The organism is Nostoc sp. 'Peltigera membranacea cyanobiont' 210A (genome assembly GCF_002246015.1).
In the GTDB taxonomy this organism is placed as follows: domain Bacteria; phylum Cyanobacteriota; class Cyanobacteriia; order Cyanobacteriales; family Nostocaceae; genus Nostoc.
The window spans coordinates 48,650-65,724 of the sequence record NZ_NOLJ01000014.1 but is presented as its reverse complement, the minus strand read 5'-3'; the positions used below and the strand labels follow the sequence as shown (position 1 = coordinate 65,724).

The window sequence follows — 17,075 nt, the reverse complement described above, 5'->3', positions numbered from 1 at the left end:
GATGTTTAAGTAAAGACTCCAACTAGAGATAATTATGAACCAAGAGCTTACCCAAGCGATCGCCTTAGAAGTTCAGCTATTCCATCAATATTAAGCATCAAGCTAAGAGGGTTAATTATAGATGCAAAAAAAATATACTAAGTCGTGGTTGGATAATGATACAGTAGCCGCGTGGATTTTTCTCGCACCAGCATTAATTTTGCTGGGTGTTTTTATCATTTGGCCAATCGTCTATTTGTTCTATCTCAGTTTCACTGCTGGTAGTTTCAGCTTAAAAGGTATTTATTGGATAGGCTTAAAAAACTATTGGCGCTTGCTACTCGACCCCGATTTCTGGCAAGTTCTGGGTAACACCTTTTATTTTACTGTTGCCACCATCATTCCCAGTTTAGTTATCTCCTTGGGATTGGCAGTACTATTAAACCGTTCTATTCCCTTGCGGGGCATTCTGCGGAGTGCTTATTTTCTACCTTCAATTATTTCACTTGTGGCAGCCGGTTTGGGATTTCGCTGGCTGTTTCAAACATCAGGGCCAGTTAACGGACTTTTAGATTTTTTTGGGATTTCAGAAATCCCCTGGCTAGGAGACACATTTTGGGCAATGCCGGTAATTATTTTAATGAGTATTTGGAAACAACTCGGTTTCAATATGGTAGTTTTTTTAGCAGGGTTGCAAGCAATTCCTTCCAGTCGTTATGAAGCAGCAGACTTAGATGGAGCGAATGCTTGGCAACAATTTTGGTATATTACTTTGCCCGGATTGCGCCCGACTGTGATATTTGCAGTCATTACTACCGCAATTTTTACATTGCGGAGTTTTGAGCAAGTTTTTGTGATGACTGGGGGTGGACCACTGAATTCTACTAATCTGCTGGTTTACTACATTTATCAAGAGGCTTTTGGACAGTTTGATTTTGGTTATGCAGGTAAGTTTGGATGGAGAAATTAACTAAACCAGTGCGATTTTGGCTTTGTGCAACTATCATAATTTTAAATTTGATGGGCTGCGATCGCTTTATCGGTACTTCTGGAGAACCGGTTGANTCAACCGGTTCTCCAGAAGTACCGATAAAGCGATCGCAGCCCATCAAATTTAAAATTATGATAGTTGCACAAAGCCAAAATCGCACTGGTTTAGTTAATTTCTCCATCCAAACTTACCTGCATTACCTCTGTGGGATGATATTAGCAAAATACAAAGATATATTTGTTAACTGTTGACATATAGTTCCACAGGCAATTTAAAATGGTAAGACCCTCCGGCGGCAACCGATAGAAAATGCGGATTAGTATAAGAATTGTAACCTTCCAATTGTCAGCGGGAATTTCTGATGAACTTCTTGACTAACCTTCTGCATCTAGCTGGTTCAAGTGTCTTTGCCTATTACTCTGCTGCTCAAATTCGCGATTCTAAAACCCGCCCCAATATCCTTGCGGGGTTTCAGTTGGCCGAATCTGGCTCTGTGCCATTTTTATCCGCACTTAGCGATCGCGCCGCAGCAGAAGGCGATACATGGCTAGCCGAAAAATTAGCAAAACATGCATCAGATGAAACTAAGCATGGTCAAATTTTTGCCCACGCCTTACAACAGCTGAATAAACAAGTTATAGATTTCAAGCGTCAACCCCCAACTACATCCACAAAAAAATCACAACAGCGTAGTCCTTTTTTCGCAGCATTCTTTGAAGGCTACACCCAAGAACAGCTAAAACCGGCTGTCATTGACTGGGATGTCTTTATGGCTAGCACATACATTCTGGAGTTAGATGCTAGTAAAGACTTTGCGCGGATGGCAAAAGTATTACCTGATAACGAGCCAACCGCTCGTAACTTGAAATTAGGAATGCTTTGTATTGCCCAAGATGAAACTGGACATGCTGCTTATCTCTACGAAGCGATGATGCGCCGGATGTCTGCGACTAAAGTGCAAAACCTCGTAGATATGTGGCGAACTCGCAAGGTAAACGCCTTGTTGGCAATGGTTGGCAGTATCCTCCAGCGTAATGGCGAAACGCGATCGCTAGTCCAAGATAGCGCGCCGTCGGAAATTGATTCTGAGTTGGTAGCTACGTAATTATAGATATCTTGAGTACCTAATGATCAACTACCCCTGGCTCAAACTTTCGTTAGCGAGGGGTTTCTTAACCTGAAATTTTTGTTGCTGTATACTACTAGTTTGTCGGCGTATTTTGGTAGAGATTGGGACTCATTATCTAAAGCTTCTCAGACATCCTCTAAGAGCGATCGCAATCTAATGACGTTAAATAAGATTTATCACATAATTTTTCAATATAGCAGGTAGTTTTTCCTTGCTTATTTCATGCGTAACTACCTTTACTGTTAATTTCTCAGCTTCTTCTTCTGTTATTTCAATATCATAATCATTCGCATAGCAGCAAAAGCAGTGCGTTTGTTATACCAATTTGAAAAAAGAATGCGACAAATAGACCACTTGTAGAGACGCGATTCATCGCGTCTTTACCCAAGGATGTGTTGCAATCATTAATTGAAGTTGAGCTATCTCTTGTGTAAGCTCATCTTGCGAGATCCCTCTAGTACTGACAATTTCAGCGAGTTTGGCGCTGGCTTCATGTTGTGCATGAGGAAAATCCAAGTATTGCTGAAACCGCTCTACTTGTGCTTGAAATGTTGAGATTGTTTCCTGTGTGAGCATGAAGTCTGGAGCGATTGCCTTGCTGGAAGGCTTTACTTGATTGGATAGCTAGTTATCCAATTATAAAACAAGCGATGCCTACGGCGGTAAACTACGCACTTTGCTGATTACTGTTACAGTAATAAGCAAACATCTGCCTCCAGTGGACTGCAAAAGACAGCAAGTATCTATTCTATTGTCATATTCCCGCAGATGCTACACTAGTTATGAAAGACCTAAAACAAGTAACAGATAATTAGCGGTATATCCAGCAAACCTGAGTCAGGTTATTCCTACAAAAAAACTATGAAAGCTGAAGCAGAAAACCATTTCAGGCTGACTTGTGAAGTAGAAACTACCCTAAAGGTGATTGGCGGACGCTGGAAAGTTTTGATTATTAGAGAATTAATGACTGGCGTAAAACGGTTTGGTGAGCTGCAACGAGCTTTACCTGGAGTTACGCAAAAGATGCTAACTCAGCAACTCCGAGAAATGGAGGAAGATGGAATTATTCATCGAGAAGTTTATCCCCAGATTCCACCCAAGGTAGAATATTCACTGACACCTTTAGGAGAAACTTTGCAACCAATTCTGTATGCTATGCACGAATGGGCTGTGCAACATTTAGCTCAAACAAATCATCATTAATATTGATTATAAATAATAATTGCTAATTTTCAATTCAAGCAAGCACATTGATGAGCAGGATATTGAATTTTTAATTCATTCATTGCTTCTTAAATATTCAATTGCTGCCTCTAATTTTGAAGGATAACTTTCAGCAAACCTTTCAAACCAAAGTCCTTCAGACGAAAGTGGATCTACTTTGGTTAACCATTCTTTCGCCTGCACTTTTAAACCTTCGAGTTGTTTGGCTTTAAGTTGTTCTTGTCGAATTCGTTCCTGTTCTAGTTCTTGCTGTCTTTTTAATTCAATAGCAGCATCTTCTTCGGCAAAATCAGCCTTAACATCTGCCAAAAGCTTATCCATAAAAGATGCTGACTTTGGTGATGATGGAATAAACGATTTGGCTGTGGCTGATTTTGACTGTTGCTGTTGTGGTTGTACTTCTTTGTATTCAGTTTCGAGTTGGGCTAACAGTTTATCAAGGGAATCCATTTTTGCAATTCCTAAAAAATAGTATAGCTAGTCATTAATAGCATTGAGTAGCACTTCTGATAGACTCAAATCTTCCATATCTTCCATAGTAATGGTGTCACAGATATCAAACTTAGCACCAGCACTTTGGAGTTCATCATCTAAGACTTTGAGAAAGCGGGTAGCTTGTTGATCTGTGCCAACTTGAATAAAAGAAATAGCTAATTCTTCATCTCGTTCGATGCGACGAGAAGCTTCAATAATTACCCTCATTACTGCTTTGCGATCGTCGGGTTCACCATCAGTAACTACTAAAATTGTTTCACCATTTGGTTTGGTTTGACCGGCTGCTTTGCGTTGAAGGTAATCATCAGTTGCATGTTTTAACACACTTGCCAAGTCAGTTGTACCAGAAGGATCGTTCTCTCGAAAAATTTGTGATACCTTGCTGGATGTGACATTTTCGTATCGCTTGAATTTGCCAGAAAATACATAGATAGTAATGCCATCTGGATCAAATTGCTCACATTTACTAGCTAAAGCTAAAGTTGATTCTTGGGCTGCAAGCCATCTAGTTCTACCACCCTTTTGATCTTGGGTTGCCATGCTACCGCTTTTGTCAATAATCAAGGTATAGTCACGATTTTCTAGCATTATTCAATTCTCCAATCTAGAATTAATAGTTACTGAACTATGGGCGATCAACACATTAGTCAGTTATGGCATTGCTCAATACATCTGCAAGGCTCATTTCTTCTAAGTCGTCTAAAGTGACGGTATCACAAATATCAAATTTAGCGCCAACACTTTGCAACTGATCATCCAAAGCTTTGAGAAACTTAGTTGCTTGGGCATCTGAACCTACTTGAATGATCGAAATTGCTAATTCTTCATCACGTTCCATCTGGCGAGTAGCATGAATGATGACTTCAAACACAGCTTTGCGATCGTCTGGTTCACCATCGGTGATGACTAAAATTGTCTCTCCGTTTGGCTTGGTTTTACCGGCTGTTTTGCGTTGAAAGTAGTTATTGAGGGCATCCTGGAGTACACCTGCTAAGTTTGTCGTTCCTGAAGGGTCATTTTCGAGAAATATCTGGGCGACTTTGGCTGATGTGACATCATCGTAGCGTTTAAATCTCCCAGAAAACACGTAAACGGTGATGCCATCGGGGTCAAACTGTTCGGCCTTTCTGGCCAAAGCGAGAGTAGACTCTTGAGCGATTTCCCATCTACTTCTACCACCCACTTGGTCGGGTGTAGACATACTACCGCTTTTATCAATTATTAAGGTATAGTCGCGATCGCTCATCATAATCTTCCTTTGATTGTTACCCTGTGGTTCTAGTCTAATCCACGAATTTAACGATACCGTAAGTACTTTAAGGTTTCGTATCAATTATGCTATTCAAAAAAGCCTCGCCACAGTTGATGAATGCGTTGGTGTAGCCCGCCGCAGCTATCGCCTAAGCAAACCTAACCTCATCTCTTTGTTCCCCCAGAACATAATCCTCTCAATCCTGGATTTCTCACAAGTGAGAAATCCAAGGGGTGTGGGAGGTGTGGGAGGATGAGGAAGAAGTCTTACCCCCCCCACACTCCCCACACTCNGGGGGTAAGACTTCTTCCTCATCCTCCCACACCTCCCACACTCCCCACACTCCCCACACTCCTCTTCCCCCTCTGCCTACACTATGCGTGAGAAATCCGGGTCAATCCCCAATTCCCTGTTGCATCCGTAGTGATTCTGGGAATAATAAATACTACTCATGCTGACACACAGGGAACTAAACAAAAGCTGTTTAGCTCCATTTTAGAAATAAATTTGGGTATGAACCATTCTCGATACTTAGATAACCACGAGCAAAAAAACACACGGCAGCAAAACTTCTCCCCAGCATTTCTGCATCAAATAATTAATGGCATCTCTGACCCAATTTTTGTCAAAGACCGTCAACATCGCTGGGTGTTACTTAACGATCGCTACTGTGATTTCGTCGGTCATCGCCGAGAAGAATTAATTGGCAAGTCAGACTATAATTTTTTTCCGCAAGTAGAAGCTGATGTGTTCCGGGAAATAGATGAACTGGTTTTCACGACAAATATTACTAATGAGAACCAGCATCTTTTTACTGATGCTCAGGGTATAACCCATCTCATCTCTACAAAAAAGTCTTGCTTTCAGGATGAGACTGGTAATCAATTTCTGGTCGGTAGTATTCGAGACATCATTTTACAGAATGAAGTCGGGAAAGTTCAAGATGTGACTGGCATTACCGATAGTACCAATCTTATGCAAACCTGCGATGCACTTCGGGAAACCCTGGAAGAACTGCGTCAACAAAACGAAGAATTAGCGATCGCTCGTGAAAAGGCTGAATTAGAGCATCAGCGTTACCAGGATTTGTTCGATCTCGCCCCAGATGCTTACTTGGTGACGGATCTAGTCGGCATCATCAAAGAGGCTAACTATGTAGCCGCAGCCTTACTATCTGTGAAACAAAAATATCTGGTAGGTAAACCATTAATCCTGTTTATCGCTGAATCCGACCGCCAAACCTTCATCAACCAATTGGCAAATTTACAGCAAGTGCAGGATTGGGAAATCGATCTACAGCCGCGAAAAAGTGCAGCCTTTCCGGCTCGGATCAAAATGGTTGCTATGTATAATTCACAGGGTCAGCAGGTCGGCTGGCGTTGGTTGCTTTGCGACATCAGCGAACAGCAAGCTGCGCTGCACAATCGCCAGCAAGCAGAAAAAGACCTACACCGCATTAATGCTGTACTCCAAGCTCAACAAGAAGCTTCCATCGACGGAATTCTGATTATTGATGAAAATCTTACAGTTACATCATTTAATCAGAAATTCTCCCAGTTATGGCAAATTCCTGCGGCACTGATCGAAACACGGGACGATCGCCAACTCGTGGGATGGGTACTAGACAAACTAGTAAATCCAGACGAATTTCTGGCTAAGGTGGAGTACCTTTACCAGCATCCAGAGGAAAGCAGCCATGATGAAATTTTCCTCAAATCTGGAAAGATTTTTGAGCGCTATTCTGCACCTGTGCGTAAACAGCAAGGGGCTTGCGATCGGATATCACCTTTAGGAGACTATTACGGTAGGATTTGGTATTATCGCGACATTACCGAATACAAGCAAGCAGACGCACAACTCAGGGCTTCAAAGCAAAGGCTAGCATTGCTGATTGAACAAACACCTTTAGCCATAATTGAATGGAATACCAACTTTGAGGTTCAGACATGGAATCGGGCAGCAGAGAGAATCTTTGGATACACCACAGAGGAAATGCTGGGGAATCGTTTTGAGATCATAGTACCTGAAAACGCCAGAAAGCACGTAAATGAGATTATCACTGCCCTGTTAACACAACGTGGAGGAAGTTTTAGTGTCAACGAGAACGTCACTAAAGATGACAGGAGGATAGTCGGCGAGTGGTATAACAACCCCTTAGTGGCTCCTGATGGCCAGGTGCTTGGCATTGCCTCAATGGTGCTGGACATTACAGAACGCAAACGAGCTGAAGAGGAACAGCAAAAATTTGTAGCGTTAGTTGAAAACAGCAGTGACTTTATTGGCATTTCTTCAATGGAAGGGCAAGTTCTCTATGTAAACCCTGCTGGACTCAAGATGGTGGGACTTAGTAGCCTGGAAGCAGCCAAAACCAAGCCAGTGGTTGATTTTCATTCACCAGAAGCTTTTGCAGAGTTTCAGCAACAAATTATTCCTTTGATGCTTCAATATGGTTTCTGGCAAGGCGAGTTTCGCCATAGACATTTTCAAACAGGTATAGAAATTCCTACTGATTGCAGCCTGTTTATCGTTAAACACCCTGAAACAGGAGAGCCTTTTTGTCGGGTAGCTGTTGTTAGGGACATCACAGAACGCAAACAAGCCAAGGAAGCCCTGCTAAAGTCGGAAGCGCAACTACGACAACAAGCCCAAGAACTCAAAGAAACACTCCGCGAACTTCAACGCACCCAGATTCACTTAATTCAAAGTGAAAAAATGTCCAGTTTGGGGCAACTAGTTGCAGGAGTGGCACACGAAATCAACAACCCAGTCAATTTTATCTATGGCAACCTCAACCCTGCCAAAGAATACACCCAAGATTTACTTTCACTTTTGCAACTCTATCAAAGTCATTATCCCCAACCTGTGCTAGAAATTCAGGATTTTGCAGAACAAATCGAACTAGACTTTTTGAAATCAGATTTCCCACAAATAATCAACTCAATGAAAGTTGGTGCAGACCGCATTCGCGAGATTGTGCTTTCCCTACGAACTTTTTCGCGCTTAGATGAAGCCGAAATGAAAGCTGTTGATATCCATGAGGGAATCGACAGTACTCTAATGATTTTGCAAAGCCGCCTCAAGGGTAATGACCAGCGCTTGACAATTGAAATAATCAAAGAATACGGTAAGCTACCACTGGTTGAATGTTACGCAGGGCAGCTAAATCAAGTATTCATGAATATTTTGTCAAATGCGATCGATGCTTTAGAAGAGGGACTGGGGAAGGTGGGGCCCCCTCTGGGGATAAGGGGTAATGGGGACAAGGGGGACAAGGAGAATAAACAATGCCCCATGCCCAATTCTCAATGCCCAATTCCGACAATTTGCATTCGTACCGAACTACAGCAGCCAAATCAGGTAACAATTAGGATTACCGACAATGGATTGGGAATATCAGAAGATGTTAAAAAACAACTATTTAACCCCTTCTTTACCACCAAGCCCATCGGTCAAGGTACAGGAATGGGTCTTGCCATTAGCTACCAGATAATTACAGAAAGACATGGCGGTTGCTTAGAATGTATTTCGCAGCCAGGACAAGGCGCTGACTTTGTGATTAAGATTCCCCTGATTCAAGATACGTCAACATCAGAATTAGGAATTAGCTAAATACCTCCACTTCTTCAGGAACCTTCATTTGGTCGAGAATTCCCCAAATTTCCTGTAACATCGGTTCTAACCCGGTGCGAGTAACCGCTGAAATCACAAAAACCGGGGCGTAGGAGAGATGATTAAGCTGGGTGGCTAACGCTTCCAAATCGACGGTTTCCCGATCGACTGCATCAATTTTATTCAGCGCCAAAATTTGCGGACGTTCTGCTAAACCCCGTCCATAAGCTTGTAATTCTTCCTTAATTGTGTTGTAGTCTCTAACCACATCATCACTAGTGGCATCAATCAAGTGAAGTAGCACCCGCGTGCGCTCGATGTGGCGCAAGAAATCATGTCCCAGCCCTGCCCCATGAGCTGCTCCCTCAATGAGTCCGGGAATGTCAGCGAAAACAGTTCCATCGCCAGTAGGTTTCCGCACTACACCCAAATTTGGAATCAGGGTAGTAAAAGGGTAGTCTGCAATTTTTGGACGTGCAGCTGATAAAGATGAAATTAAAGTGGACTTACCAGCATTTGGTAAGCCAATAATCCCCACTTCTGCCAAAAGTTTTAACTCCAGGCGCAGCTGCTTTATTTCTCCTGGTAATCCTGGAAGGGCATATTCTGGGGCGCGGTTACGGTTACTCAAGAAATGCTGATTTCCCAGTCCGCCTTTACCACCTTGGGCAATCAGCAAAGTCTGCTTAGGCTCAATTAAATCTCCCAGCAGTTCGCCAGTTTCAGCATCATAAATGGTTGTACCGCAAGGAACTTCGATAATTAAATCCTTGCCTGCTGCCCCAGTACAGTTATTTGGCCCGCCACGAGTCCCCTTTTCTGCCTGAAAGCGATGGTTGTATCTGAAGTCCAACAAAGTTTGTAGGTTTTCTTCGGCAACGAAAAATACCGAACCACCTCGTCCCCCATTACCACCAGAGGGGCCACCAGTCGGCACGTACTTCTCTCGCCGGAAAGCGACAATACCATCGCCGCCTTTACCAGCTTCAATTTCAATTTTTGCTTGATCGATAAATTGCATCTTTCTAGAGTCCTGTTAGCGGATAGCTAGGGTTTAACCCGTGCTGAATTATGAGTTGCGAGTTATAAATTATAAGTTTTATAAGTTTTAAAATTTCATTCCTCACTATTTACTTGTAACTCACACTTCATCCTCCCCTGCCCCTTTTGCTCAAGATATGGCAATATTATAAAGTTGTAGCTAACCGCCTACGTAGAGGTTTAAAGTGGATACCATTGCAATTCCTGCTCTAAATCGGCCAGTGGATGCCACAGTAGAAATTCCCGGTTCTAAAAGTCTTACCAATCGGGCGTTGCTTGTCGCTGCTTTGGCGCAAGGTGACTCCATTTTAGAAAATGCCTTATTTAGTGAAGACAGCGAGTATTTTGCCAAATGCGTAGAGCAATTGGGCATTCCCATTACTTTGAATCCTCAGTTGGCACAAATTCAAGTGGCGGGAAGGGGAGGCGAGATTCCAGCTAAACAGGCAGATTTATTTGTGGGTTTGGCAGGTACAGCAGCACGGTTTATTTCGGCGCTGGTGGCACTGGGGAACGGCGAATATCGCCTAGATGGCGTTCCTCGGATGCGAGAACGACCGATGGGCGACTTGTTAACGGTACTACAAATGGGTGGAGCAACCATTAACTTTGAGGGAAACTCTGGGTTTATGCCGTACACCGTCTATAGTCGGCAATTCGCTGGCGGCAATTTTCGGGTGAAAGCTAACCAAACAAGTCAGCAACTTTCGGCATTACTGATGATTGCGCCTTATGCTCAACAAGACACAATTGTTGAGGTTGAAGGTACGTTGGTTTCTCAGTCTTACGTCAAAATGACCTGTCGTCTGATGGCAGATTTTGGCGTGGAGGTAATTCAAATTGGCGATAATCAATTTCAGATTAAAGCAGGTCAACGTTACCAAGCTCGACATTACACAGTCGAACCCGATGCGTCAAATGCTTCTTACTTTTTTGCCGCCGCCGCTGTCACGGGTGGACGGGTGCGCGTCAAACATTTGACTAAACAATCCTGTCAGGGTGATATTCTCTGGTTGAATGTTTTAGAACAGATGGGTTGCCAAATTAAGGATGCGGATGATTACACCGAAGTGACGGGGCCGAAGCAATTGCAAGGCATCGACATTGATATGAATGATATATCGGATTTAGTGCAAACATTAGGAGCGATCGCACCCTTTGCCAGTTCACCAATTACCATTCGGAACGTGGAACATATTCGCTATAAGGAAACTGACCGAATTAAAGCTGTTGTTACAGAGTTGCGGCGGCTAGGAGTTGAAGTGGAAGAATTTGCAGATAGACTGAAAATTCAGCCTGGCCCCATTACCCCGGCGGCAATTGAAACCTATCACGATCATCGAATGGCGATGGCTTTTGCTGTGACTGGCTTGAAGGTTCCAGGGATTGTAATTAAAGATCCTGGTTGTACAGCGAAGACTTTTCCAGATTACTTTACCCGATTCTTCCAAATGTTAGAACAATAAGAGCTATTTTCGCTAAACTTACCTTTTCAGTGCCAAAGTTAAGCCATCTGCGATCGCTACTAAACTAAGACTAACTCGCTGGTCTTGATGCAGTTTTTGATTAAAGGCACGAATTCTTTTAGTTCTATTATCTTGCACTTGGGGATCGGCAACCCTGCCTGACCAGAGAACATTATCGATCGCAATCAATCCCCCCGGACGCACTAATTGCAGCGATCGCTCATAATAGGCATCATAGTTGCTCTTATCTGCATCGATAAAGGCAAAATCAAAAGTTTCTGCTTCTTTGGTTGCCAGTAGCCGATCCAAAGTCTGCAAAGCTGGGGCAATATGCAGTTGAATTTTATCTGCCACTCCTGCTTGTTGCCAATAACGTCTAGCGATCGTTGTAAATTCATCACTAATATCACAGGCTACCACCTTACCATCGCTCGGTAACGCCAATGCCACCACCAGGGAACTATAACCTGTAAATACCCCAATTTCCAAAGTTTTCTTAGCTCCTAGCAACTGCACCAGTAATGCCAAAAACTGCCCTTGTTCGGGAGCAATCTGCATTCTCCCGATCGGATACTGGGCTGTTTCTTGTCTCAGTTGGGTTAAAATTTCTGGTTCTCGCAGAGAGACTGACAGTAAATAGTCGTAGAGGTTTTGTTCGAGTCCTAGTGTTTTAGTTGTCATGGGCATTGGGCATGGAGAATAGGGAACGAGTCTTTGATATTCGTGAATGATTTTTTAAAAGTCAAATTTATATTTAAATGCAACTCAGTATGATGAGCAAAGCGATGTCTACGACGGGCTGCGCCTACGCTCAGGATATTTTAAATCATGCCAAACCTTAAAGAAGATGATAACGCTCTGCATGAGGTGTTAATCCAAGCAAAAACCATCGCTGTTATAGGTCACTCTGATAAACGCGATGCCTACGGCAAGGGCTTCGCCCAACGCACCAGTTATCAAATCGCCCAATTCTTGCGACAAAAAGGCTATACAGTCTATGCCATCAACCCGCTAATTAAAGAAATTGAAGGTCAACCCAGTTATGCCGCACTCCAGGAATTACCCGAACCCGTGGATATTGTAAACGTATTTCGTCGTTCTGAGTACTTGCCAGAAATTGTAGATGAAGCAATTTCTATCAATGCGAAAACTGTATGGACACAACTGGGTATCTGGCATCAACCATCAGCACAAAGAGCTATAGATGCAGGACTCAATGTGGTTATGGATGCTTGTATCAAAATTGAATATCTGCGGCTGAGAGTAGGTTTAACAGGAAATGTCTAGTATTTTATGTGTACAGATAACTCTAACAATCATGTAGATTGTAATTATTATGCAAAAAGCAATCGCACAAACATTTTATGTGTAGAGATATTGCATACCAAGTCTTTGTTTGAGTTACTTGCTTAAACCCTTCTAGAATAAAAACTATTGTGGGTATTTTATTACTAAAGTTGTTTTTATTGTGGGAGGTTATGATGAGCCGTCCAATAATTCTTGGTATTGTCGGCGACAGCGCGGCTGGTAAAACAACACTAACGCGAGGAATCGCTCAGGTACTCGGCCCAGAAAATGTCACGCTCATTTGTACAGATGATTATCACCGTTACGATCGCCAACAACGTGCAGAAATTGGCATCACTGCCCTTCACCCCGACTGCAATTACTTAGATATTATGCAGCAACATCTGTCGCTGCTACGCACGGGACAGCCAATTCTTAAGCCAGTTTACAGTCATAAAACCGGCACATTCGAGCCACCGCAATATATCAAGCCGAATAAATTCGTCATTATTGAAGGATTACTCGGTTATTCTACCCGTGCCGCTCGTGATTCCTACGATGTTAAAGTTTACCTTGCACCCCCAGAAACACTACGCGCTAAGTGGAAAGTGAAGCGAGACACCCAAAAGCGCGGCTACACAGCTGAACAGGTATTAGCAGAATTAGAAAAGCGCGAACCAGATTCAGCAGAGTTTATCCGTCCGCAGCGGCAATGGTCTGATATAGTCATTAGTTTTTATCCACCCACTGAGGACGATGATGAAAGTAATGGACACTTGAATGTCCGTTTGGTACTTCGTCCAACAATTCCGCACCCAGATTTTACCGAGATTATCAGCTCTGGCTATGGTAATTTTGACTCAGCGATCCGCTTGGGGCTAGACAGGGATATGAGTAAGCCTGTGGATGTCTTAGAAGTTGATGGTCATGCCACCTTAGACCAAGTAAATAAGCTAGAGCATATTATTTGTTCTGATATGCCCCATTTACGAAGTATTTGCGATCGCGAAAGTAATCCAGAACTGGGTAAAATTGCTGGTACAACTGGAGAAACACTGCAAAGTTACCCCCTGGCTTTGACTCAGTTGATCATTACCTACCACATGCTGAAAGCAACGCAAACTTATCAGTAATTAGCGACAATGAAGGGGTTTAAATGGTTTGCGATCGCGTGTAGTATTGGAATGTTGAATTATGCAATGCCTACGGCGCTAAACTACGCACCTTGCTAATTACTCAAATTTCAGATATTGCTCATGATTGTGACTTGACGGGCGCTTGCAGCAATTCAATATCTCTAATCTGAAGAATGCCACTACTCTCAAATTGCACACTGATTTGAATATTGGCAGCATTCGCTTCTTTTTTAAAATAGGCACGCACTTTGTAAGGCTGAAAATTTTCCGTTTGTGAAACTCCTCTACCCCATGAAGTTGTTCTCATTCCGCCCGATTCTCGTGGTCTACCTACACCCAAACTTACTGCAATTGATTCTTCTGTGTTCAGCGCTTTCGCATTAAATTGACAAGCAAGAACACACTCTTGAACATCGGGTTCTGCAACTTCAAACAAGATGACTTTTCGCAAAGGATCTGTACTATTAGTTAGAAAGCGCTGAGTATTATCATAAGCTTCAATTTGCCAACTTTCTCCGACAATTCCAATGCCTCCCTTTGTGACTATGGAATCGGCAAGTGTGAATCGACGAATCAGCACAAATGGCTCTGCGGGTTCGGGAATAGCGAGGGGTTTTTCTAGCTCGTTAAGGGCTTCCTTAGCTTTAGAGACAATAAAATTTGTCAGATTGTTGAATAGCTCGTCAAACATAGCGTAGTTTACTGCCGTAGGCATCGCCCTAAATTATATTATTTTTAGTATTCCCTTTGAAATAGTAGTCTTTTGTCATATTTGGGCGTTCTTGTTCATCCGCTCATATCATGTTCGGGTAACTTAGTTATGATTTCCACAATCATTGCACCCCACCCCAGCCCTTCCCCAAGCTCATGATTGTTACTTTACAGGCGCTTGCAGCAATTCAATATCTTTAATCTGAAGAATGCCACTACTCTCAAATTGCACACTAATTTGAACTTTGGCAGCATCTGCTTCTTTTTTAAAATGGGCACGCACTTCGTAAGGTTTAAAATTTTCTGTTGGTAAAACTTCTGTAGACCATGAAGTTGTTGTCATTCCGCCCCATTGTCCTGGTCTACGCAAACCTAAACTCACTTTAATTGCTTTTTCTGTGTCTAGCGCTTTCGCGTTAAATTGGCAAGCAAAAACACACTCTTGGACATCGGGTTCTGCAACTTCAAACAAGATGACATTTCGCAAAGGATCTGTACTATTAGTTAGAAAGCGCTGAGTATTATCGTCATAAGCTTCAATTTGCCAGCTTTCTCCGACAATTGCAATACATCCCTTTGTCACAGTGGAATCGGCAGGTGTGAATCGACGAATCAGCACAAATGGCTCTGCGGGTTCGGGAACGCCGAAGCGCTTTTGCAGATCGTTACCGACTTCTTGAATTTTAGAGTCAATAAAACCTTTGAGATTGTTGAATAAATCATCGAACATAGCGATCGCCTATGGCAGCAGGTACATAATTGCACTTATTAAACTTGGTAATAAGTATATTTTCACTGAAAGTCTACTGTTGTTAGGGGTAAAGCGAAAAACCTAATCATTAAACTCTTGACATCAACTTAGCAATTTGCTAAGTTTGAATAACTACGGTTTGATACTTCGAGGAACGTTATTATGAGCTTTATTTTGAAAAAATTCATTTATTATGCATATTATTTCCAATACAGCACTAAAACTTTTTTATCAAAAGTATCCCGATGCTGAATCTAGTTTACGTGGTTGGAACAAAGTTGCAAAATTAGCCAAGTGGCAAAATATACTTGAAGTTCGCCAAGCTTTTAACTCTGCCGATCCAGTAGGTGAACTTACAGTTTTTAATATTCAAGGAAACAAGTATCGCCTTATTACCTATATTGACTATCAAAGTCAAAAAGTATTTATTCGCAACGTATTAACTCATACAGAGTACGATACAGACAAATGGAAAAATGATCCTTGGTTTAAATAAACGTCCTACCTACATTGAACTGCTGCAAGCATTTCCTCCTCGTCCTATCAAGACTGAGGATGAGTTATTTGCTACCCAAAAAGTTATTAATTCTTTGATAGATAGCGCTCCGTTAACATTGGATGAAAAAGATTATCTTAATATTTTAGGCACTCTAGTTTACGAGTTTGAACAAACGCAAGAGCCTGTGCCTGATATTTATGGAATAGATTTACTTCAAGTTTTGATAGAAGAAAATGGGCTACTTCAAAAAGATTTAGTACCCATTTTCAAAACAGAATCTATTATATCGGCCATATTGAAAAAGCAGCGTAAATTAACAACTAGACACATTGAAGAACTGGCGAAGTTTTTTCATATTTCACCTGCTGCTTTCTTCCCAAATAGTCTTGAGTAACTTGTTATTGGTTGATTGTGGAAGTGCGATAGCCTACGGCGGGCGGGTAAAATTAAAGATTTTCTCAAATTAAAGATGATTTTGAGAGCAAACGAGGGATAACTAAGGATAGTTCTATGTGTGGTGCTATTTTCTTACTTTAATATGACCTATTGCCTCAGAATTGCCGACCTACCTACAAATGAGCGTCCGCGTGAGCGATTAATGACGCATGGTGCAAAAATTTTAGCCACAGCGGAGTTAATCGCAATTCTTCTAGGCACTGGTCAAGGACCGGGAAAACTATCTGCTGTGGGTTTGGGACAATATATCTTAAGCGAATTAGGCAAACACCAACGCGATCCTTTGGTAGTTCTGCGAGAAGTTAGCCCTGCTGAGTTGATGCAAATTTCTGGTGTTGGCCCGGCGAAGGCGACAAGTATTTTAGCAGCAATTGAATTGGGTAAACGCGCCTTTCAATCTCGCCCCAATGATGGCACATTAATTGATAGCCCACTTGCTGCTGCTGCTACCCTCAGTCAAGATTTGATGTGGCAGGTACAAGAACGTTTTGCAGTGGTGCTATTAGATGTCAAGAATCGCTTATTGGGTACGCAAGTAATTACTATTGGTACTGCAACCGAAACCTTAGCCTCTCCCCGTGATATTTTTCGAGAAGTTATTCGTCAAGGCGCAACGCGGGTAATAGTTGCCCATAACCACCCTTCTGGGAACCTTGAACCCAGCCAAGAAGATATAGAATTAACGCGCCAGTTGTTAGCAGGGGCGCAGCTTTTGGGCATTCCGGTACTAGATCATTTGATTTTGGGTAATGGCAATCATCAAAGTTTACGGGAACTGACAACTTTGTGGGATGAGCATCCACAGGGGGATTAAAATAATTCGTAATTCGTAATGACGCTCCTGCGGACGCTCGAGTACTCGCTACCGCTTCGCTAACGCTAACGCTGCGCTAACGTAATTCGTAATTAAAGACTTGTGAGAATCGCAACCCGCAGATCCCCGACTTCTTAAAGAAGTCGGGGATATTGTTTCTGAGCGGAATGGCACTAAGAAAAGCCCAAAGACTTATTGTATCCTTGTTCCCAGCCTGGAGGCTGGGAACAAGTTC

General features: G+C 42.5%; 18 protein-coding genes. 10 read left to right on the top strand and 8 right to left on the bottom strand.

What is annotated here, in order from left to right; all coding sequences use genetic code 11:
* Positions 1-121: 121 nt before the first annotated feature.
* Positions 122-949, top strand: a complete 828-nt coding sequence (locus tag CDG76_RS32640; protein WP_094352996.1) for a carbohydrate ABC transporter permease — start codon at positions 122-124, stop codon at positions 947-949.
* Between the two features lie 382 nt (positions 950-1,331).
* Complete coding sequence (locus CDG76_RS32625; protein ID WP_094352995.1) at positions 1,332-2,075, top strand: rubrerythrin family protein; 744 nt, start codon at positions 1,332-1,334, stop codon at positions 2,073-2,075.
* Between the two features lie 393 nt (positions 2,076-2,468).
* Here CDG76_RS32625 and CDG76_RS32620 read toward each other — a convergent pair whose 3' ends face one another.
* Positions 2,469-2,675 carry a hypothetical protein gene (locus CDG76_RS32620; RefSeq protein ID WP_094352994.1) on the bottom strand — a complete coding sequence of 69 codons (207 nt, stop codon included), beginning with the start codon at positions 2,673-2,675 and terminating at the stop codon, positions 2,469-2,471.
* 285 nt (positions 2,676-2,960) lie between these two features.
* On the opposite strand from CDG76_RS32620, the gene CDG76_RS32615 reads away from it, so the two are divergent.
* Positions 2,961-3,302 carry a winged helix-turn-helix transcriptional regulator gene (locus CDG76_RS32615; protein WP_094352993.1) on the top strand — a complete coding sequence of 114 codons (342 nt, stop codon included), beginning with the start codon at positions 2,961-2,963 and terminating at the stop codon, positions 3,300-3,302.
* Between the two features lie 75 nt (positions 3,303-3,377).
* Here the strand turns inward: CDG76_RS32615 and CDG76_RS32610 are convergent, their stop codons facing one another.
* The 3 genes from CDG76_RS32610 to CDG76_RS32600 are packed head-to-tail and all read right to left on the bottom strand — an operon-like array spanning position 3,378 to position 5,067.
* A complete protein-coding gene (locus tag CDG76_RS32610) occupies positions 3,378-3,773 on the bottom strand; it encodes a salt stress protein, Slr1339 family (protein WP_094352992.1) in 396 nt (131 codons plus the stop codon).
* 27 nt (positions 3,774-3,800) lie between these two features.
* Positions 3,801-4,406: a vWA domain-containing protein gene (locus CDG76_RS32605; RefSeq protein ID WP_094352991.1), complete on the bottom strand. Its 606-nt coding sequence runs from the start codon at positions 4,404-4,406 to the stop codon at positions 3,801-3,803.
* 55 nt (positions 4,407-4,461) lie between these two features.
* A complete protein-coding gene (locus CDG76_RS32600) occupies positions 4,462-5,067 on the bottom strand; it encodes a vWA domain-containing protein (RefSeq protein WP_094352990.1) in 606 nt (201 codons plus the stop codon).
* 516 nt (positions 5,068-5,583) lie between these two features.
* On the opposite strand from CDG76_RS32600, the gene CDG76_RS32595 reads away from it, so the two are divergent.
* Complete coding sequence (locus tag CDG76_RS32595) at positions 5,584-8,679, top strand: PAS domain-containing sensor histidine kinase (RefSeq protein WP_143854210.1); 3,096 nt, start codon at positions 5,584-5,586, stop codon at positions 8,677-8,679.
* Here CDG76_RS32595 and obgE read toward each other — a convergent pair.
* The gene (obgE, locus tag CDG76_RS32590) at positions 8,672-9,700 is read right to left on the bottom strand and encodes a GTPase ObgE (RefSeq protein ID WP_094352988.1); all 1,029 of its coding nucleotides are present in this window, start codon (positions 9,698-9,700) and stop codon (positions 8,672-8,674) included. The two genes, CDG76_RS32595 and obgE, sit on opposite strands and share 8 nt — an antisense overlap.
* Before the next feature lie 205 nt (positions 9,701-9,905).
* Here obgE and aroA point away from each other — a divergent pair, with 205 nt between their 5' ends.
* Entirely contained in the window at positions 9,906-11,186 is a 1,281-nt protein-coding gene (gene aroA, locus CDG76_RS32585) for a 3-phosphoshikimate 1-carboxyvinyltransferase (RefSeq protein ID WP_094352987.1), read from the top strand.
* Between the two features lie 18 nt (positions 11,187-11,204).
* Here aroA and CDG76_RS32580 read toward each other — a convergent pair whose 3' ends face one another.
* A complete protein-coding gene (locus CDG76_RS32580) occupies positions 11,205-11,867 on the bottom strand; it encodes a class I SAM-dependent methyltransferase (RefSeq protein ID WP_094352986.1) in 663 nt (220 codons plus the stop codon).
* A gap of 147 nt (positions 11,868-12,014) precedes the next feature.
* On the opposite strand from CDG76_RS32580, the gene CDG76_RS32575 reads away from it, so the two are divergent.
* Both CDG76_RS32575 and CDG76_RS32570 read left to right on the top strand, forming a co-directional pair.
* Positions 12,015-12,473 carry a CoA-binding protein gene (locus CDG76_RS32575; RefSeq protein ID WP_094352985.1) on the top strand — a complete coding sequence of 153 codons (459 nt, stop codon included), beginning with the start codon at positions 12,015-12,017 and terminating at the stop codon, positions 12,471-12,473.
* Between the two features lie 194 nt (positions 12,474-12,667).
* Positions 12,668-13,606 carry a phosphoribulokinase gene (locus tag CDG76_RS32570; RefSeq protein WP_094352984.1) on the top strand — a complete coding sequence of 313 codons (939 nt, stop codon included), beginning with the start codon at positions 12,668-12,670 and terminating at the stop codon, positions 13,604-13,606.
* A 121-nt stretch (positions 13,607-13,727) separates the two neighbouring features.
* Here CDG76_RS32570 and CDG76_RS32565 read toward each other — a convergent pair whose 3' ends face one another.
* Together CDG76_RS32565 and CDG76_RS32560 are read right to left on the bottom strand one after the other, a co-directional pair.
* Positions 13,728-14,324, bottom strand: a complete 597-nt coding sequence (locus tag CDG76_RS32565; protein ID WP_223265485.1) for a hypothetical protein — start codon at positions 14,322-14,324, stop codon at positions 13,728-13,730.
* A 159-nt stretch (positions 14,325-14,483) separates the two neighbouring features.
* A complete protein-coding gene (locus CDG76_RS32560; protein ID WP_094352982.1) occupies positions 14,484-15,050 on the bottom strand; it encodes a hypothetical protein in 567 nt (188 codons plus the stop codon).
* Between the two features lie 214 nt (positions 15,051-15,264).
* Between CDG76_RS32560 and CDG76_RS32555 the strand changes: the two genes are divergently transcribed.
* The 3 genes from CDG76_RS32555 to radC all read left to right on the top strand — a co-directional run bounded on the left by CDG76_RS32555 (position 15,265) and on the right by radC (position 16,840).
* Positions 15,265-15,567, top strand: coding sequence for a type II toxin-antitoxin system HigB family toxin (locus tag CDG76_RS32555; protein ID WP_094352981.1), 303 nt, complete (start codon positions 15,265-15,267; stop codon positions 15,565-15,567).
* The gene (locus CDG76_RS32550; protein WP_094352980.1) at positions 15,548-15,964 is read left to right on the top strand and encodes a helix-turn-helix domain-containing protein; all 417 of its coding nucleotides are present in this window, start codon (positions 15,548-15,550) and stop codon (positions 15,962-15,964) included. Before CDG76_RS32555 ends, CDG76_RS32550 begins: the two co-directional genes overlap by 20 nt.
* 144 nt (positions 15,965-16,108) lie before the next feature.
* Positions 16,109-16,840: a RadC family protein gene (radC, locus tag CDG76_RS32545; RefSeq protein WP_094344442.1), complete on the top strand. Its 732-nt coding sequence runs from the start codon at positions 16,109-16,111 to the stop codon at positions 16,838-16,840.
* Positions 16,841-17,075: the final 235 nt, after the last annotated feature.